We start from the raw sequence: 16,085 nt of genomic DNA, 5'->3' as shown, positions 1-16,085 counted from the left end.
ACAATGTGCGAGAAGATGGGAATTGAATATGAAAACAGATATTACGGCCATTCATCGTGTATGCCGCTTGCCAGAGTATTTTTGGCAACAACTCACCCAAGCCCCCTGGCAATTTGATCTGTTCCAGACCCTACGTCGCATTGATGCCCAAGCGGGAGGGTATTACCGATTAGGGACAGCCCCATTACCACGCTATGAACCTTTGCGCTTGGGACAAAAAGCGTCAATGGCATTCGCACCTTCCACAATTTCCACAGTCCATCAGTTAAAAAATTCAAAACTCTACGAAGTACTTATTTACAGCTTCGGATTATTTGGTCCCAATGGCCCATTACCTCTGCACCTGACTGAATATACCTATTCACGGGAATATAATTATCAAGATCCCACTTTGGGTGCCTTTACCAATCTATTTCACCATCGGCTGATACTCCTGTTCTATCGAGCCTGGGCCAATGCACAACCTACCTCATCATTAGATAGACCTGACAACCAGAAGTTTTGTCATTATATGGCTTGCCTGATAGGGATGGGATTGTCAGCCCAGCAGAATTCCAACCCGGTCAATCACAATCACATTACCCGTAACTCTATTAACAATCATGCCCATTACGCGTTGTCCGGCCATCTTTCCCGCCAGAGGCATAATGCGGAAGGGTTGAAAAAAATAATGCTTTTTTATTTCAAGGTTCCCGTAAAAATTATCCAAAATATTCCACAATGGTTGCAGATTGAAACGCAAGATCAGGCGCGACTGGCAGCAGGACGTCATGTGCCCTGTTTAGGTAAGTCCGCCATTTTGGGCATTGCAATACATGATATTCAACATAAATTCCGTATTGAACTAGGGCCATTAACTCAGGCAGAGTACGACATGTTTCTGCCTGAACAGACGAAATCTCAACAAGTGCGTGAGTGGGTTTATCAATACTTAGGTATCGAGTACGGCTGGGATATTAGGCTGATACTTGATAAATCAGACATCACCGAAATGCGCCTGTCAGAAACGGGGAAATTGGGACTCAATAGCTGGCTGGGTAAGGTTAACAAATCAAGCCATTATGATGACTTAATCTACAACCCTAAATCCTGCAAGACGCATTAAAACCTATTCCTCCTTCAACACCAATATTGCTGCGGGTATATTTATGCCAGAAATCAGCCGTTCTGTACTCTTTGGTAAACTCAATCGTGTACTCTTCACCTCACTGGAAAATGCGACAACTTTCTGCAAACTACGCAGTAATCCTTATGTCGAGTTAGTCCATTGGCTGCACCAGCTTATGCAGCAACAAGACTGTGATTTACAATCGGTTATCCGTTACTTTGCATTAGATGAAGCCAAGCTGGCAAAAGATATTATTACAGCACTGGATCGCCTGCCACGTGGAGCCAGTGCGATTTCTGATCTTTCCGAACATATTGATAGTGCCGTAGAGCGTGCCTGGGTATATGGATCATTAAAATTTGGTGTTGACAAGATCCGTACCGCGCACTGGCTGATTGGTATGTTAAAGACTTTCAATCTGTACAATACCCTGAAAGCCATTTCCCGACAGTTTGAACAAGTCAATGCAGATACGTTAATAGATAATTTCAACGCCATCTGCGGTAATAGCAGTGAAGAACCGGAGAATGAACCACCCTCTCATCATTCCCAACCGACAAAACCACAATCCTCTGACAGTGCCCTGCGGCAATATGGGCAAAATCTCACTGATCTGGCTCGCCATGGTGATATTGATCCCGTATCAGGACGCGATGAAGAAATACGCCAGATTGTCGATATCTTGATGCGCCGCCGCCAAAATAACCCCTTACTGACCGGTGAAGCTGGGGTAGGAAAAACCGCCATCATTGAAGGGCTGGCATTGCGGATCGCCGCAAATGAGGTACCTCCACCACTGCAAAATGTGCAACTTTGGTTATTGGATATTGGGATGTTACAAGCCGGGGCGGGAATCAAGGGCGAATTCGAATCCCGCTTGCGCAGAGTGATTGACGAAGTGCAATCCAGCCCCCTTCCGATCATTTTATTCATTGATGAAATCCATACATTAATCGGTGCAGGCGGGCAACAGGGAACGGGGGATGCGGCCAATTTACTTAAGCCCGTACTGGCACGTGGTCAGTTACGAACGCTTGGAGCAACCACCTGGTCTGAATACAAGAAATATATTGAAAAAGATCCGGCCCTCACCCGGCGTTTTCAGGTCGTCCAAATTCATGAACCCGATGAAGCCAAGGCACTTTTGATGCTACGCAGTCTGGTCTGGACGCTGGAAAAACATCACCGTGTTCTCCTACTGGATGAGGCCGTTGAAGCTGCCATACGGCTTTCCCATCGCTATATTCCCGCTCGTCAGCTACCCGATAAGGCTGTAGCTCTATTAGATACGGCATGCGCCAGAGTTGCCATTAGCCAAAACGCTGAACCACCACAGTTGGAAAATTGCCGACATAAAATCGATGCCTTGAAGATTGAGCTAGAAATTGTTGAACGAGAAGCAAAAATGGGGATAGGCGATCAGCAACGGTCAAATACCATCCTCAATGCGCTATCCCTATTGGAAGAACAACTTATTCAATTGGAAAACCGCTGGCAGCAAGAACTCTCCTTGATTAATAGAATTATTCATCTGCAAACTCAACTTTATGCCCCCTCCTTTCATCAACAACAGCATAATGATCCCAATGCCCTGCATGAAGAGCTAATAGCATTGCAACAACAATTAAAAACGTTACAAGGAGAGATCCCCCTTATCTTTGCTTCGGTAGACAGCAATGTTGTTTCCGCCGTTGTCTCAGACTGGACGGGGGTTCCTCTTGGCCGCATGGTAAAAGACGAAATTAATGCGGTATTGCATTTGGTGGATACACTCAACCAACGTATTATCGGGCAGTACCATGCTTTAGAGTTGATCGCAAAACGGGTACGAACTTCACGGGCAAAATTGGATGATCCCAATAAACCGGTGGGGGTGTTTATGTTATGTGGCCCTTCCGGTGTCGGTAAGACCGAAACCGCGCTGGCATTGGCGGAAACGCTATATGGTGGCGAACAGAATCTTATCACCATTAATATGAGTGAATTTCAGGAAGCCCATACGGTATCCACCTTAAAAGGGGCACCACCGGGGTATGTGGGTTATGGTGAAGGGGGAGTATTGACCGAAGCCGTGCGCCGGCGTCCCTACAGTGTGGTCTTACTGGATGAAATTGAAAAAGCCCACTCTGATGTCCATGAGATTTTTTTTCAAGTCTTTGACAAGGGTTGGATGGAAGATGGTGAAGGCCGCCACATTGATTTTCGCAATACCATTATTATCCTGACATCCAATATTGGGGCTGATTTGGTGAGTTCGCTGTGTTTACAACAGGCTCCTCTTCCAGATCCAGAAAAACTGAGTACCGCATTGCGAAAACCCTTACTGCACGTATTTCCTGCTGCCTTACTCGGACGTTTGATTGTCATTCCTTACTATCCATTGAGTGATAATGTGATGACAAGTATTGTTCACCTGCAATTGGCAAGGATCAAAAAACGTTTACTGGAAAACCATGACATTGTAGCTACATTTGATGAACCCATGATTAAATATATCGTTGGCCGATGTACAGAAATCGAATCAGGTGGCCGTATGGTAGATGCTATCCTGACCAACTCCTTGCTGCCGCAGATCAGCCAGCTCTTGCTCTCTGCTAACGCGAATGGTCAGCAATATCATCAATTACAAGTCTCTCTCGGACAAGGTGAGTTTCAGTTCCAGTTCATGGAATGAACTTGTGATTAAGAGAATATTTATTAGGGGTTGTTGATGTTTTAAGGTCATCGCCCTAATCACGTCATCCATCTCTGAGTAAAATTATTCATTCTGATTATTTGCAACAAGTCGGTTTTTCAGGTGAAGCCAGCCTGCCGGAATACATTGGGTTGGCATGAACTATTTCTGGCGTATCGTTGCATTTGCAGATTGTGTCTGTCACATATATTAAAAGCTGAATTTAATGTAGGGGGAGTTATGGGAGAATATCGGCACACAATTTCCAATATTATAGCAATGCCTAGTGATGTGCTGCTGCAGAAAACGGTTGAGGTGATTTTTCATCAGGAGAAGCGATTTCATTATTTTTTAGATACACCAAAACATAAACCGGGAGATCGGCTCAATATTATAGGACACAGCTCTCCAGTGGGCAGTCCAATATTATTTGCGGGAGCATATGTGAATAGTTTTGGAATGAATCCGCGTGTTTTTTGCCAAACAATCAATGCATTATTGACTGATATAAAAAATAGAGGGAAAAATATCCAATGTGTCAGAATAATAGCTTGCTACTCTGGAGCAAATAATCTTGCTCAAAAATTAGCTAATTATATCAATATGCCAGTTAAAGGCTCATTAGGAGGCACACGAGTTTATCCAACGATGCAATTTCATTCAATACCCAATATAAACCGTCATTTTATTGATAAGACAGATATAGGTGGTCACTATTATTTCGAGGAGAGGGAGAGACAGTTGATGCATGATCCCTCCTATGGTTTGTATAGGTGGTACAAACCTAAATCTTCAAATCCAGATAGTGAATTTGATGAGTTTGCTAGTCAACGAGTATCAAGACTTCAGCGTTCAGATTCAGACAGCGAATTTGATACGTTTGTTAGCCAACGAGTATCAAGACTTCAGCGTTCAGATTCAGACAGCGAATTTGATACGTTTGTTAGCCAACGAGTCAAAAGAAAATAGTCAGTAGCATAACGGATTTAACGGTTCTGTCGCATTAACAAAGAAAGTACGAGTGAAGATGAGGTGATTGATTTTTACTCAGCTAATTGATAGAAAAATGCCGCGGGTGAAATCGGACACCCTTCTTTTTGTCGGTATTGTCCTTTGCGCAACATACAGACCCATTCAATCCCGGCCAACACGGTCTGGGCCCGTCTGAAATTCTTGAATCCCAGCATAGGACGTGTTCGCCGTTTGATGTTGCGGTGATCCTGTTCAATCAGATTATTAAGGTATTTGTTTTGCCGGATAATGATGTCGTTATCCTTAGGTTTTCCCTGATTTAACTCGTCCACTGCGGCTTTATTGGCGCCACTTTTATCCATCGTCACCACGTCAGGTTGTCCATGCTGACGCATCGCCTTTTTAAAGAAACGCAAGGCGGCCTCCTTATCTCGATGGGCTGTCAACAAAAAATAAACCGTATCGCCGTCTGAATCCGCAGCACGGTAAAGGTAACTCCATTTCCCTTTGATTTTGATAGAGGTTTCGTCCATTCGCCACCGACGCCCAACAGCAGGCTTGCTCCGTCGATAGCGTTTGACCCTCAACGGGATCAGATGATGAACCCAGCGGGATAGCGTGGAATGATCGACGGTTATCCCCCGCTCAGCTAGCATTCCCTCCAGGTCACGCAGGCTCAGCGCATAGGCCAGATACCAGCGAACACACTGAGCGATAACATCGGTGGGATAATGCAGGCACCGGAAGGCTTTTCGGATAAGGAACATCGGTGAATCACTCAACAAAAAAACAGCATGATACCCGGACACGGCTTAATACGACAGAACCAACTTTATTTGCAACAGTGCCGTTTGTTCTCGAGAACGTAAACTATCAGACCCCCATTATCAGATTGAAGTTTCCCTTGATTGAGGTAATCACCGATATGGCGGTCAACGGTGGTCTGATGGAGTCGCTATGCCTTGACGATCATCACAGAACTCCACCCTTCAGAAGCCAGAAGGATAGCTTTTATTCTGTCTCGTACTTGACCATCGCGAGTTGTGTCGTGAAGACGCTCAAGTTTGATTTTTTGTTCTGATGTAATAAATATTTTCATAGCGAGGATAATGATCTCCATTTCGGATAAAATCAAGCACCTTCAATGATTACGGGTATATTAATATATAGAATTGCCACAATCTATCTTTTATATTAATTTTCACAGAGTAAATCTTTCTATTTCGCAAAATAATTTTAATATCATTATTAATGTATTTTACCTATGAACAGTGGATTTAATAAATACGCAAAATCAATAGCAAATTTAAAAATTATGAAGGATATATATTAATGAACTCAAATGTCTATTTACTCCTTAATGCAGATAATACCAGATATAATGAAATATTAAAAAGCGCAGACATAGCCTACCCTCAACCTATCAGTAACGATTGGCCTGATCTTCCTATCGAGTTTCAAATAAATATTGATGATGTGATTAATTTAAATGGTTATTTATATTTTTTTAAAGGCTCGCAATATGTTAAATTCGGTCATGTATTAAATGGTTAGTTGCTGTGATATGCTTCCGGCTTTTTAAGGATGAAGTATGGCCAAAGTTGATGTCTATTGCCGTTATTGCCACAAATCAGAACAGGTCAAAGGACATGGGAAAGGAAATGGCGGACATCCTCGTTATCGCTGTTATAGCTGCTGTAAGGTCTTTCAGTTGGCGTATACCTATCAGGCCTGCAAACCCGGCGTTAAAGAACAGATTGTCGATATCGCGATGAATAACGGGGGAATTCGTGACACCGCTCGGATCCTGAAAGTCGCCACCGCCACCGTCATGAAAACATTAAAAACCTCAGACCCCGAAACGTAACGACACTTCCCCTTGCGGAATGTGGCATCCAGATTGTCTGTGAAATCGACGAGCAATGGTCGTTTGTCGGCAATAAGAAAAACCAACGCTGGCTTTGGTATGCTTGGGAACCCCGCCTGAAGCGAATAGTGGCTCATGTTTTTGGCGATCGCAGTCGAAAAACGTTAGACAAGCTGCTTACCCTCTTATCTTCCTTTACTATTCGGTTTTACTGCACGGATGACTATGTTGTTTATGACCCACTTCCCGAGGAAGAGCACTTGACTGGAAAGGCGTTTACTCAGCGTATAGAGAGAACGAATTTAACGCATCGTACCCGAATCAAAAGGCTGAATAGAAAAACCATTGGGTATTCAAAATCGGAAGAAATGCACGATAAAGTGATAGGAACCTTTATTGAACGTGAACATTATTTTTAATACCTAATCTAATCATTTAATACATGACCTGAATTTGTGCCATACCAGCCATTAATCAATATATAGATTTGGCTGATTTAGTTCAGCCGGACTGTCTCGCGCTACCGAAACTCTTATAGCGATAGGATCCAGTTGTTCAGAATAACCGAATATGTGAAACTTACATCAGACAACCATCGGTAAATATTATAAGGACTTGATATGTCACAATTCGAAAAATTACCATTCGGAGATAAAACACCTCTAATACTTATTTTTGGTGGGATATTTTTACTCGCAGTTTCAATTTTAAAGTGGATGACATCTGATATTGAAGTGGACTGGCTGTATAACTCAATTGAAAGCTTGCTGGCTATTTACCTTGTCAACCTTGGAATCAGACTGCGTAAAAAGTATCGAAACAATAACGAGTGAATTTGAACCTTCCCGTATTACCAGAGGGTTATGAAACCATTCAAATTCATCTTTCATGGAGGTGATCTCTTTTTCGCTGAAAATCAGATTAACACATTGATTTATCTAGCATGCAGGGGTGTTCTCTAACCCCGATCGAGGTGCTGCTCACATCACCATAAAAACAATATAAGATATTGATTTTATGGTGATATAATGTACTGTCCGACCCTGATCAATTATCCGGTATTTCCGGTGAGTGGAACTTGTGACTATACCCTTATAACCGCCAACATTTCTTTAACTTCTTCATCTATACCAACTTCAATAAAGCCGAAACTGGCATAAAAATTTTTCGCAACAAGATTATTTGGGTCATAACAGATTTCTATTTCTTCCAATTGCTCTGTCCGTCTGATTTCCTCAATAGCTAGTGATAACGCTTTGCGCCCAATACCTTTATTTTGATGGCTTTTATCTACCATAAAACGCCAAATAGTTGTTTTTTGTCCGGTATCAGAAGGTACCCACATAAAAAAACCAACAGGTGTACCATCCAAATAAATCGCGCGAGTTTCATATGATGGAAAAAACTTGGATTGAGCGAGAGAAAACACATTTTCAGCAATATATTCTAGCTGTTCATCAGTTACAGATAGATCGCAGACAGCTTCATAATTGTCCTTATTTATATCAACTAACGCAATTAACATACCACACTCCAAATGGCTACATATCAATAACACTAGGATACTACACATGTAACTACAACCAAAGGGAATGGCAATTCTTATCTGTTTTTTTTGCAATAAAAAGCCCCGCGAGTGCGAGGCCTTGGAATTCAAGATACAAATTATAATTATATCCAATTGACATAAAGACGCTTGGTTACACCTGTATGTTTCAATATGGCACCCAATTTTTTTGCATCATTATTTTTATATGTATTGTCGATTACATGTCCGTATTCTGGTTTAGTTGTAATATCTAAGCTTTTACCTAGATTATAAGTCATACCATCAACCGTTATATGGAGTTCTTTAGTTTGAAAGAAATTTATCAAGTTATGGAAACTTTCTTGACTAGTATCAGAATACGCGAGCCAAAGAATCACTCCATCGCTATGCTCTCTATTTACATGCCAATAAAATGATGTGGTTTCCACAATGCCTGTTTTATTTTGAATGACTTTCAAATCACCAAAAGATTTCGACCACTCCTGCTCATCCCATTTGTACCCATCTTTTACATATCCCCAAGCAACATGACCTTCTGATCCTTGTAATGTTGCATTCGCGGTTCCTATAAAAAGATCAAAAGACAACATGAAGTCCATTTTTACCCAATCACAGGTCATGTATTAAATGGTTAGTTGCTGTGATATGCTTCCGGCTTTTTAAGGATGAAGTATGGCCAAAGTTGATGTCTATTGCCGTTATTGCCACAAATCAGAACAGGTCAAAGGACATGGGAAAGGAAATGGCGGACATCCTCGTTATCGCTGTTATAGCTGCTGTAAGGTCTTTCAGTTGGCGTATACCTATCAGGCCTGCAAACCCGGCGTTAAAGAACAGATTATCGATATCGCGATGAATAACGGGGGAATTCGTGACACCGCTCGGATCCTGAAAGTCGCCACCGCCACCGTCATGAAAACATTAAAAACCTCAGACCCCGAAACGTAACGACACTTCCCCTTGCGGAATGTGGCATCCAGATTGTCTGTGAAATCGACGAGCAATGGTCGTTTGTCGGCAATAAGAAAAACCAACGCTGGCTTTGGTATGCTTGGGAACCCCGCCTGAAGCGAATAGTGGCTCATGTTTTTGGCGATCGCAGTCGAAAAACGTTAGACAAGCTGCTTACCCTCTTATCTTCCTTTACTATTCGGTTTTACTGCACGGATGACTATGTTGTTTATGACCCACTTCCCGAGGAAGAGCACTTGACTGGAAAGGCGTTTACTCAGCGTATAGAGAGAACGAATTTAACGCATCGTACCCGAATCAAAAGGCTGAATAGAAAAACCATTGGGTATTCAAAATCGGAAGAAATGCACGATAAAGTGATAGGAACCTTTATTGAACGTGAACATTATTTTTAATACCTAATCTAATCATTTAATACATGACCCAATCACAAGCCATCATATCTTCTTGTGCGGGCTGCCACTGTTCAAAATTATTGTGTATACGCTTCTTAATAACATAAGGAAGATTATCACCTTCCCCTGATTCAGGAACAAGTCCTATGTATTCATTGGGGTAATCCCAATCATTGCGATACATAAGGTTTCCTAAATACAATTGAATTATCGCCCAAGGATATGAACCAACGGGTGCAACTACATCGTGATTTTTGTATTGATCAGGGTTGATAAAGCAATTTTGATTAGCACTCGTTTTCTCTGGCTTATTAATTTCAGACATAAATCCCTCACTTTATTATTCGTTAAAGGTCATTTCATCCTACTGCTAAATTGCCAGTCAATATTACTTAAGGTGGGTTTTTATATCAATTGAATACCGTATAGCAAAATTAATACGCATTTAAATAGGGTTGCGCATTATAAAATCTGTCTATTAGTCGAGTACGTGATTCAGGGAGCTGTCAATTTGAAGTTTGCTGCTGATTACAAATACCCTTTATTGAATACAGGGCAGTAAAAAACCCACCTATTAAGTGGGTTAATTTATTACTTACAATTCTGGCAAAATATCAGAATTAATTAAAATATGGCTGATTTCGGACACTTTTGCAAGTTTTATAGATCATGGTCTGATTTTTGTTTAATTCTTAATCTGATGATATCTTGGAGTGCTTCTCTATCCATGTTTTCGCATAACTCCACCAAGGCTATCCAATGTGCCGCATAATTATTTTTCCAATTGTATAAACTCACCCCAGTCAAGCTGGCCAATTCTGATCTGGTATAAGATAAGAAATTCTCTGAACGACACCCCTTGGCACGTTGCTGAACGGCCAACCATACCAATCCTTTCAATCTCGTGCTGACTTTGATTGATAACCGACGGTTTGTTTGCCCTGCCAGAAAGCCTCCCCAGAGATATTCGCATATTTCAACCTGATAGCGATAATCCAGGGAATGTGCATAACAGTACAGTACCCATGCCAGTTTGGGTTTATCCATGGCCAGTACTGCCCGCCGCCACGAGCTCCCCCTGTATGTTATCGGGTTAATAGGCGGTTTGGGCTGTTTTCTCATGCGGGTTTCAAGACAAAAAACCGGATCGGTATCCTGTACGACCCAGTGATTTCCCACCCTAATACGGGCTTTATTGCGCTAATTCAATTGTATTTAGGAAACCTTATGTATCGCAATTATAGTGATCTGTACATGTCAGTGGAGAGTCTTCAAATGCCGCCAATTGCCCCTTGGTTTCACCGGCAATATCAAACAATGCGGGGATAATCTGCGTGCGTACGTATTGCAAGTCATGCGAATACCATTTAGTCATTATTTGATTGCCCCTATTCCCAGCGATCTGTCCAAAAAACGAAATAATAAATCCACCTGGCTACCGTGTTTTTCTTCCCATGCCAGCCTGTCCCGATGCAGGTCGTCATGACATTCCCGGCAAAGTGGCAGACAAAACAAATCATGCGCCTTAGTACCCATCCCGCCCTGCCCATGACCGATAATGTGGTGGGGATCATCGGCAGGACGTTGACAGGCCGCACAGGGCTGGGATTTCACCCATTTCAGCCATTGGGTATTGCGCCACCGTTGTAATTTTGGCAAACGCATAAAGCTGGCGGGCGGTTCAGCGTCAACCTCTGCCGTCAGCACATTTTTAACCTGCTCCACACGCTCATTAACAATGTCCTGTGAGGTCAGGGGTTCCCATCGGATATCATGTTCGCTGGTGGTACTTCCAATTTTCTCTCCGTGGTCATCTGCCCGCTGCAGGGCGCGATGACTGATAAATGATGGCAGCAAATCCGCCACCCGATGAATGACCGCCCAGCTAAATAATTCTGGCCATGTCACCTGATGATGAGCAGGCAACCGGAAATCACTGATGACGTTATGCAATACCCACTGATACAGGTTTTGTTCCGCTGCGTTTTGTATACGATCAGAGCCGTCCCGACATTGGTTATCATGATGCCAGCATGTTCTGACGGCGCTGTTATTATATACAGTTATTGTCAATAAATTATGATGGTAATTTTCCTCATCTGCCGCCTGGCAGAATGAAATCGTCTGGGCGATGTAATGCTTCATCCCTTCCAAACCGCCAGCGACTTTAATGACCCGCTCATGCTGAAAAAAAGGGTACAAACGCTTATCGGAAGCCAGCCATTGCCCTTCTGTTACTTGCCCTGATGGAGCAGACCGGAGCACAGCAGGCTCAGGCGTGAGCAACATCCTGCCATAAAACCCATCCAGGAGATGGCGACCCGGCTTAAAGACCACCAGCCCCAGATCACGGACAATGTGCGGGGTCAGTAAATAATTCATGCCATGTACCCCACTTTGTATTCCGCCCACAAACCCGCCACCCAGCGAATTCCCTTTGTGGTAAAGCGTGATTGAGTGAACGCATGAGCATTAGTGATATTTGTGCCCGTCTTCACTTCAAACCGTTTTGCATCGATGTGGTTCTGGTAGGGCAGCATCGTGCCATTCAATCGATACATGATCCGCCTGTCCAGCAGGAACCCGCGAAACTCCGGTTCTTTTGCCTCAATCAGCTTGCAAACCTGCCGAAATGTCATTGATCCACGCGCATCCACATACCGATCCACAAACGCCACTTTTGGGGCTGCATCGGCTAATTGTGATTCCAGCGCCTGATTGTGCTCGGCCAAATCTGCAGCTAACCGCAATGCGTCAGGCAGCGTTTGGGGGATATGAGAAATTTGGTGCTGTTCCAGTGCCTGCCAGCAATCCACCAGCCGGGCAGTAAACTCAGGGGATAACTGTGCAACAATCACATAGCTGTCACGCTTGCCTATCCGGTATTCATAAGTGGTTTGATTCTGGTGATTTTTGACTTCCACCATTGGTGGGAGTTGAATAACAGCCCGTTCTGCCAGCCGTTCGACGGTTCTTTTCACTGAATCATGTCGGGACTCAACCAGATCAGCAATCTCCCTGCTCGACATGGTTAATCCGTATGCCATTAAACTTGCCATCAAATCACGCCCTTACCCTGTCCGCGTTTCACCCGTTTCCTGAGATCTTGATAGTGGATTTCAAAATTGAAATACGGCCAATCACGCTGACTCTGACGGATAATTTTCAGCAATATCTGACCCTCACACCAGTGACCCCGTAACTGCCTCAGCGACCACCTGCGGCGCAACTGATAAGCCATCACCAGCAGAGGGAAAATATTCACGCCATAGACCATTTTGCTGCGCTGGAACATTATGCAGTCCCCCCATTCTGCTCAGAGCTTCCACCAACAACCCGAAATCCCGATAGCAACTCGTCTTTCGCAATCTGTTCTGCGGCCTGCTTCCAGATCCCACGCCAAGCAGCCAGTCCAGGCACTTCATTCATGCGACCCACTCCCGCTTTACGTGCCAGTTGTGCCGCCCGTTCCTGAATACGGTTTGCCGGTGTCCAGCCTGTTGAAAATAGCTGTCGGAATGTTGCGTCACGCTCCACGGTATCAATGACAACGTCGGCTTCCCCGGCTTTCAGCCAGCGACCGTTAACACAGGCAGGACGCTCTGCTTTGTGCCATTTGCACGCCTTGTCAAAATATTCCGCGCAATTTTCCGGGCTAAACAGGGTTTTTGGACGCAGGTAATCCCGCATTTTGCCGTCGTTCGCCCACTTGGCAATCAAGTAATCTGTGATCAGTATCAAATCTTCCGTTGCGTAACCTTCACTTAAACGTGCACGGATGTAGCCCATACTGGTTTTTCCGTCACGGTAGTTGGAATCAGTGGCCTGATTGAAGTAGTTCAATACCTGATGAGCGGGATCGTTAGGTTCCTCGGGAATGTCATTTTCTGCGATATCCAGCGCGAACGTCATATTTTATGTGATGGGCGGGAATTGAATATTGCGCCGGATATTGTCTGCGATTTTCGCTCGTTGCCATTTGCCAGTAACACATTTCAGTTGGTTGTGTTCGACCCACCTCATCTGGAACGAGCAGGTGAAAACGGTTGGCAGCGGAAAAAGTACTCCGAAAGACCGAAGAATTTGAACGATATTCTAACAACGGAGCTGAACAACATTATTTTTGATGCGACACGGGAAGGAAAGGCGACACTTGCAGGAGTGGCGAAAGTAATTTTGGAGAACAGTTATCAGAAAGGAGAAAAGCAATGAGAATGAACACAGCGTTTTTGTTAATGGCAGAGTTTGAAACCTCGCAAATTCCGCTGTCAACTATAGCCGAGAAATACCTTGAACTAACCCCAGCGACAGCAGAGCGTAAAGCTATTGAAGGCAAGTTAAAATTTCCGACATACAGAATGAATGACAGCCAGAAATCACCGCGAATTGTTCATGTGCACGATCTTGCTGAGTATATCGATAAGCAAAGGGAGTTGGCAGCAAAAGAAGTGGAAAGAATGCAGTTTAAAAAAAAGTAAATTGATTGGAATTCATATCCGGGTGCTATTTCTCAGCACCCCAATAGAACCCCAGTTAATATTAATTAGTTGATATGTAATAAAATAATCCCCACTGTATATAGCCGGCAGATAAAAAAATCGCGGGATTATACCTCCTTTTCGACACCGAGCCACTATCAATCCGTTGACTTTTATCAAGCATAAGCATTTTTCCTTTTATTTCTGTCTGGCAGGAAACCTGCATAAAGCTATCGCAAACGTTTGCTTAGACTGTTAGAATTGCCACCGTTCTGTTTTATTCATTCAAATGCAACCGCCTGGGGGCTACGCAGTGACCAACAAAACCTCTCTTAGCTATAAAGATGCTGGTGTCGATATTGATGCTGGCAATACCTTAGTCAATCGTATCAAAGGTGTCGTGAAACAGACCCGTCGCCCTGAAGTGATGGGGGGATTAGGCGGTTTCGGGGCACTATGTGCGCTGCCACAGAAATATCGTGAACCTATCTTAGTTTCTGGTACAGATGGCGTTGGCACCAAGCTGCGTCTGGCTATGGATCTGAAACGCCACGATACCATCGGGGTTGATTTGGTCGCCATGTGTGTCAATGATCTGGTTGTTCAGGGAGCCGAACCGCTTTTCTTCCTAGATTACTATGCAACAGGCAAACTGGATGTTGATACCGCAGCCAGTGTCATTACGGGTATTGCCGAAGGTTGCAAGCAAGCTGGCTGTGCCCTGGTCGGTGGTGAAACCGCCGAAATGCCGGGTATGTATCATGGTGAAGATTATGATGTGGCAGGGTTTTGTGTCGGCGTGGTGGAAAAGTCAGAGATCATTGATGGCAGCCAAGTTCAAGTGGGTGATGCGCTAATTGCACTGGCATCCAGTGGGCCACATTCCAATGGTTATTCATTGATCCGTAAAATCCTTGACGTCAGCCAGACCAATCCGGAAACAGCAGAGCTTGAAGGTAAATCGCTGGCAGATCATTTGCTTGTCCCAACCCGAATTTATGTCAAGCCTGTTCTTGAACTGATTGAACAGTTCGAGATCCACGCCATTGCCCATCTGACTGGCGGCGGCTTCTGGGAAAATATTCCCCGCGTTCTACCGGAAAATATGCAGGCCAAAATCAATGCCTCCAGTTGGCAATGGCCAGCTATCTTTACGTGGTTACAGCAGGCAGGCAATGTCAGCAATCACGAAATGTATCGCACATTTAACTGCGGAGTAGGCATGATCATCGCTCTGCCACAATCTCTGGCAGAACAAGCGGTTGAGTGGCTGAACGCGGCAGGTGAAAACGCTTGGCAGATTGGTACTATTACCGAATTTGATACCAATACTGAACTGAACACCAACGAGCAACAAGTTATCATCAGCGAATGAAAACCATGAAAAAGATTGTCGTCTTGGTTTCCGGTAATGGCAGCAATCTTCAATCCATTATAGACGCCAGCCAGCAAAACCGGATTAATGGGCATATCTGTGCGGTATTCAGTAATAACGACAATGCCTATGGTCTGCAACGTGCAGAACAAGCGGATATCCCCGCCCATTTTCTCAATCCGCAAGCGTTTTCGGATCGCACGGCTTATGATTGCGCCCTGCTCACAGCCATTGATCAATATCAGCCAGATTTAGTGGTACTAGCGGGCTACATGAGAATACTATCGCCTGATTTTGTGCAGCACTACTGTGGGCGCATGCTCAATATACATCCTTCTCTGCTGCCCAAATACCCCGGTCTGCATACTCACCGTAAAGCCATTGAAAATGGCGATCAAGAACATGGCACTTCCGTCCATTTTGTTACCGAACAGCTTGATGGCGGCCCCGTTATTTTACAGGCCAAAGTACCTATTTTTGAGGAAGATCAGGAAGAAGATGTCATCAGGAGAGTTCAGGTTCAAGAGCATGATATCTATCCGCTGGTCATTGGCTGGTTCTTAGATGGGCGTCTGGGAATGAGCGATAATGTAGCAATACTGGATGGCAAAATACTGCCACAGCAGGGTTACGCCTCAGAATAATCGATACTGCTAGACCCCAAACTTACAGCATTGTATTAAGACGAAACGTGT

General features: G+C 44.0%; 21 protein-coding genes and 1 pseudogene. 11 read left to right on the top strand and 11 right to left on the bottom strand.

Features of this window, described 5'->3' with window-relative positions:
- The first annotated feature begins 28 nt into the window (after positions 1 to 28).
- The 3 genes from tssG to XBJ1_RS08905 all read left to right on the top strand — a co-directional run bounded on the left by tssG (position 29) and on the right by XBJ1_RS08905 (position 4,751).
- Positions 29 to 1,105, top strand: a complete 1,077-nt coding sequence (gene tssG, locus XBJ1_RS08915; protein ID WP_012988549.1) for a type VI secretion system baseplate subunit TssG — start codon at positions 29 to 31, stop codon at positions 1,103 to 1,105.
- Between the two features lie 43 nt (positions 1,106 to 1,148).
- A complete protein-coding gene (tssH, locus tag XBJ1_RS08910) occupies positions 1,149 to 3,782 on the top strand; it encodes a type VI secretion system ATPase TssH (RefSeq protein ID WP_012988548.1) in 2,634 nt (877 codons plus the stop codon).
- 240 nt (positions 3,783 to 4,022) lie between these two features.
- Complete coding sequence (locus tag XBJ1_RS08905) at positions 4,023 to 4,751, top strand: hypothetical protein (RefSeq protein WP_012988547.1); 729 nt, start codon at positions 4,023 to 4,025, stop codon at positions 4,749 to 4,751.
- 74 nt (positions 4,752 to 4,825) lie between these two features.
- Here XBJ1_RS08905 and XBJ1_RS08900 read toward each other — a convergent pair whose 3' ends face one another.
- Positions 4,826 to 5,521 carry an IS6 family transposase gene (locus tag XBJ1_RS08900; RefSeq protein ID WP_012988546.1) on the bottom strand — a complete coding sequence of 232 codons (696 nt, stop codon included), beginning with the start codon at positions 5,519 to 5,521 and terminating at the stop codon, positions 4,826 to 4,828.
- A gap of 72 nt (positions 5,522 to 5,593) precedes the next feature.
- Positions 5,594 to 5,853: pseudogene (locus XBJ1_RS19795) on the bottom strand (helix-turn-helix domain-containing protein); the annotation flags it as partial.
- A gap of 233 nt (positions 5,854 to 6,086) precedes the next feature.
- Here XBJ1_RS19795 and XBJ1_RS08890 point away from each other — a divergent pair.
- From XBJ1_RS08890 to XBJ1_RS08880, 3 genes are all read left to right on the top strand, one after another.
- Positions 6,087 to 6,308, top strand: a complete 222-nt coding sequence (locus XBJ1_RS08890; RefSeq protein WP_012988544.1) for a hypothetical protein — start codon at positions 6,087 to 6,089, stop codon at positions 6,306 to 6,308.
- Positions 6,309 to 6,345: 37 nt separating this feature from the next.
- Positions 6,346 to 7,040, top strand: a protein-coding gene (locus tag XBJ1_RS20755; RefSeq protein ID WP_143827612.1) for an IS1 family transposase whose coding sequence is annotated in 2 segments (ribosomal slippage) — positions 6,346 to 6,601 and positions 6,601 to 7,040 — 696 coding nt in all. Because the reading frame shifts where the segments join, the coding sequence is not laid out codon by codon here.
- Positions 7,041 to 7,241: 201 nt separating this feature from the next.
- Positions 7,242 to 7,454 (top strand): hypothetical protein, encoded by a 213-nt coding sequence (locus tag XBJ1_RS08880; RefSeq protein WP_012988543.1) that lies wholly within the window; start codon positions 7,242 to 7,244, stop codon positions 7,452 to 7,454.
- Positions 7,455 to 7,705: 251 nt separating this feature from the next.
- On the opposite strand, the gene XBJ1_RS08875 is transcribed toward XBJ1_RS08880, so the two are convergent.
- Together XBJ1_RS08875 and XBJ1_RS08870 are read right to left on the bottom strand one after the other, a co-directional pair.
- A complete protein-coding gene (locus XBJ1_RS08875; protein ID WP_012988541.1) occupies positions 7,706 to 8,146 on the bottom strand; it encodes a GNAT family N-acetyltransferase in 441 nt (146 codons plus the stop codon).
- Positions 8,147 to 8,292: 146 nt separating this feature from the next.
- Positions 8,293 to 8,760 (bottom strand): hypothetical protein, encoded by a 468-nt coding sequence (locus tag XBJ1_RS08870; protein WP_143827653.1) that lies wholly within the window; start codon positions 8,758 to 8,760, stop codon positions 8,293 to 8,295.
- A gap of 82 nt (positions 8,761 to 8,842) precedes the next feature.
- Here XBJ1_RS08870 and XBJ1_RS20750 point away from each other — a divergent pair.
- A protein-coding gene (locus tag XBJ1_RS20750; protein WP_143827646.1) for an IS1 family transposase occupies positions 8,843 to 9,537 on the top strand; the annotation gives its coding sequence in 2 pieces (ribosomal slippage) (positions 8,843 to 9,098 and positions 9,098 to 9,537; 696 coding nt in all).
- A 16-nt stretch (positions 9,538 to 9,553) separates the two neighbouring features.
- Here the strand turns inward: XBJ1_RS20750 and XBJ1_RS08860 are convergent.
- From XBJ1_RS08860 to XBJ1_RS08835, 7 genes are all read right to left on the bottom strand, one after another.
- Entirely contained in the window at positions 9,554 to 9,862 is a 309-nt protein-coding gene (locus XBJ1_RS08860) for a Thoeris anti-defense Tad2 family protein (protein WP_012988538.1), read from the bottom strand.
- 335 nt (positions 9,863 to 10,197) lie between these two features.
- The gene (locus tag XBJ1_RS08855) at positions 10,198 to 10,716 is read right to left on the bottom strand and encodes a bacteriophage antitermination protein Q (protein WP_071822467.1); all 519 of its coding nucleotides are present in this window, start codon (positions 10,714 to 10,716) and stop codon (positions 10,198 to 10,200) included.
- Between the two features lie 46 nt (positions 10,717 to 10,762).
- Positions 10,763 to 10,912, bottom strand: coding sequence for a bacteriophage antitermination protein Q (locus XBJ1_RS22745; protein ID WP_012988536.1), 150 nt, complete (start codon positions 10,910 to 10,912; stop codon positions 10,763 to 10,765).
- Positions 10,912 to 11,949, bottom strand: coding sequence for a DUF968 domain-containing protein (locus XBJ1_RS08850; protein ID WP_232503315.1), 1,038 nt, complete (start codon positions 11,947 to 11,949; stop codon positions 10,912 to 10,914). Before XBJ1_RS08850 ends, XBJ1_RS22745 begins: the two co-directional genes overlap by 1 nt.
- A complete protein-coding gene (locus tag XBJ1_RS08845) occupies positions 11,916 to 12,596 on the bottom strand; it encodes a phage antirepressor KilAC domain-containing protein (RefSeq protein WP_038198771.1) in 681 nt (226 codons plus the stop codon). Before XBJ1_RS08845 ends, XBJ1_RS08850 begins: the two co-directional genes overlap by 34 nt.
- Positions 12,596 to 12,832 (bottom strand): hypothetical protein, encoded by a 237-nt coding sequence (locus XBJ1_RS08840; protein ID WP_012988533.1) that lies wholly within the window; start codon positions 12,830 to 12,832, stop codon positions 12,596 to 12,598. The genes XBJ1_RS08845 and XBJ1_RS08840 overlap by 1 nt, the downstream gene beginning before the upstream one ends.
- A complete protein-coding gene (locus XBJ1_RS08835) occupies positions 12,832 to 13,449 on the bottom strand; it encodes a conserved phage C-terminal domain-containing protein (RefSeq protein WP_012988532.1) in 618 nt (205 codons plus the stop codon). Before XBJ1_RS08835 ends, XBJ1_RS08840 begins: the two co-directional genes overlap by 1 nt.
- A gap of 21 nt (positions 13,450 to 13,470) precedes the next feature.
- On the opposite strand from XBJ1_RS08835, the gene XBJ1_RS22995 reads away from it, so the two are divergent.
- The 4 genes from XBJ1_RS22995 (at position 13,471) to purN (ending at position 16,034) form a co-directional block, all read left to right on the top strand.
- A complete protein-coding gene (locus XBJ1_RS22995) occupies positions 13,471 to 13,749 on the top strand; it encodes a hypothetical protein (RefSeq protein WP_193786120.1) in 279 nt (92 codons plus the stop codon).
- Between the two features lie 2 nt (positions 13,750 to 13,751).
- Positions 13,752 to 14,015: a pyocin activator PrtN family protein gene (locus tag XBJ1_RS08825; RefSeq protein WP_038198774.1), complete on the top strand. Its 264-nt coding sequence runs from the start codon at positions 13,752 to 13,754 to the stop codon at positions 14,013 to 14,015.
- 313 nt (positions 14,016 to 14,328) lie between these two features.
- Complete coding sequence (gene purM / locus XBJ1_RS08820; RefSeq protein ID WP_038198769.1) at positions 14,329 to 15,390, top strand: phosphoribosylformylglycinamidine cyclo-ligase; 1,062 nt, start codon at positions 14,329 to 14,331, stop codon at positions 15,388 to 15,390.
- Positions 15,391 to 15,395: 5 nt separating this feature from the next.
- Positions 15,396 to 16,034: a phosphoribosylglycinamide formyltransferase gene (gene purN / locus XBJ1_RS08815; RefSeq protein WP_012988528.1), complete on the top strand. Its 639-nt coding sequence runs from the start codon at positions 15,396 to 15,398 to the stop codon at positions 16,032 to 16,034.
- The last annotated feature ends 51 nt before the right edge of the window (positions 16,035 to 16,085 follow it).

The sequence above is a fragment of the Xenorhabdus bovienii SS-2004 genome (assembly GCF_000027225.1).
GTDB classification, from domain to species: Bacteria; Pseudomonadota; Gammaproteobacteria; order Enterobacterales; family Enterobacteriaceae; genus Xenorhabdus; species Xenorhabdus bovienii_C.
Note: the sequence above shows the minus strand (reverse complement) of the source record. Positions and strands in the feature narration are given on the sequence as shown.

What these genes read in the sequence shown, in the direction of transcription:
- tssG (WP_012988549.1), top strand. Translation starts at nt 29, where the DNA reads ATGAAAACAGATATTACGGCCATTCATCGTGTATGCCGCTTGCCAGAG.
- tssH (WP_012988548.1), top strand. Translation starts at nt 1,149, where the DNA reads ATGCCAGAAATCAGCCGTTCTGTACTCTTTGGTAAACTCAATCGTGTA.
- XBJ1_RS08905 (WP_012988547.1), top strand. Translation starts at nt 4,023, where the DNA reads ATGGGAGAATATCGGCACACAATTTCCAATATTATAGCAATGCCTAGT.
- XBJ1_RS08900 (WP_012988546.1), bottom strand. Translation starts at nt 5,521, where the DNA reads ATGTTCCTTATCCGAAAAGCCTTCCGGTGCCTGCATTATCCCACCGAT.
- XBJ1_RS08890 (WP_012988544.1), top strand. Translation starts at nt 6,087, where the DNA reads ATGAACTCAAATGTCTATTTACTCCTTAATGCAGATAATACCAGATAT.
- XBJ1_RS08880 (WP_012988543.1), top strand. Translation starts at nt 7,242, where the DNA reads ATGTCACAATTCGAAAAATTACCATTCGGAGATAAAACACCTCTAATA.
- XBJ1_RS08875 (WP_012988541.1), bottom strand. Translation starts at nt 8,146, where the DNA reads ATGTTAATTGCGTTAGTTGATATAAATAAGGACAATTATGAAGCTGTC.
- XBJ1_RS08870 (WP_143827653.1), bottom strand. Translation starts at nt 8,760, where the DNA reads ATGTTGTCTTTTGATCTTTTTATAGGAACCGCGAATGCAACATTACAA.
- XBJ1_RS08860 (WP_012988538.1), bottom strand. Translation starts at nt 9,862, where the DNA reads ATGTCTGAAATTAATAAGCCAGAGAAAACGAGTGCTAATCAAAATTGC.
- XBJ1_RS22745 (WP_012988536.1), bottom strand. Translation starts at nt 10,912, where the DNA reads ATGACTAAATGGTATTCGCATGACTTGCAATACGTACGCACGCAGATT.
- XBJ1_RS08845 (WP_038198771.1), bottom strand. Translation starts at nt 12,596, where the DNA reads ATGGCAAGTTTAATGGCATACGGATTAACCATGTCGAGCAGGGAGATT.
- XBJ1_RS08840 (WP_012988533.1), bottom strand. Translation starts at nt 12,832, where the DNA reads ATGTTCCAGCGCAGCAAAATGGTCTATGGCGTGAATATTTTCCCTCTG.
- XBJ1_RS08835 (WP_012988532.1), bottom strand. Translation starts at nt 13,449, where the DNA reads ATGACGTTCGCGCTGGATATCGCAGAAAATGACATTCCCGAGGAACCT.
- XBJ1_RS08825 (WP_038198774.1), top strand. Translation starts at nt 13,752, where the DNA reads ATGAACACAGCGTTTTTGTTAATGGCAGAGTTTGAAACCTCGCAAATT.
- purN (WP_012988528.1), top strand. Translation starts at nt 15,396, where the DNA reads ATGAAAAAGATTGTCGTCTTGGTTTCCGGTAATGGCAGCAATCTTCAA.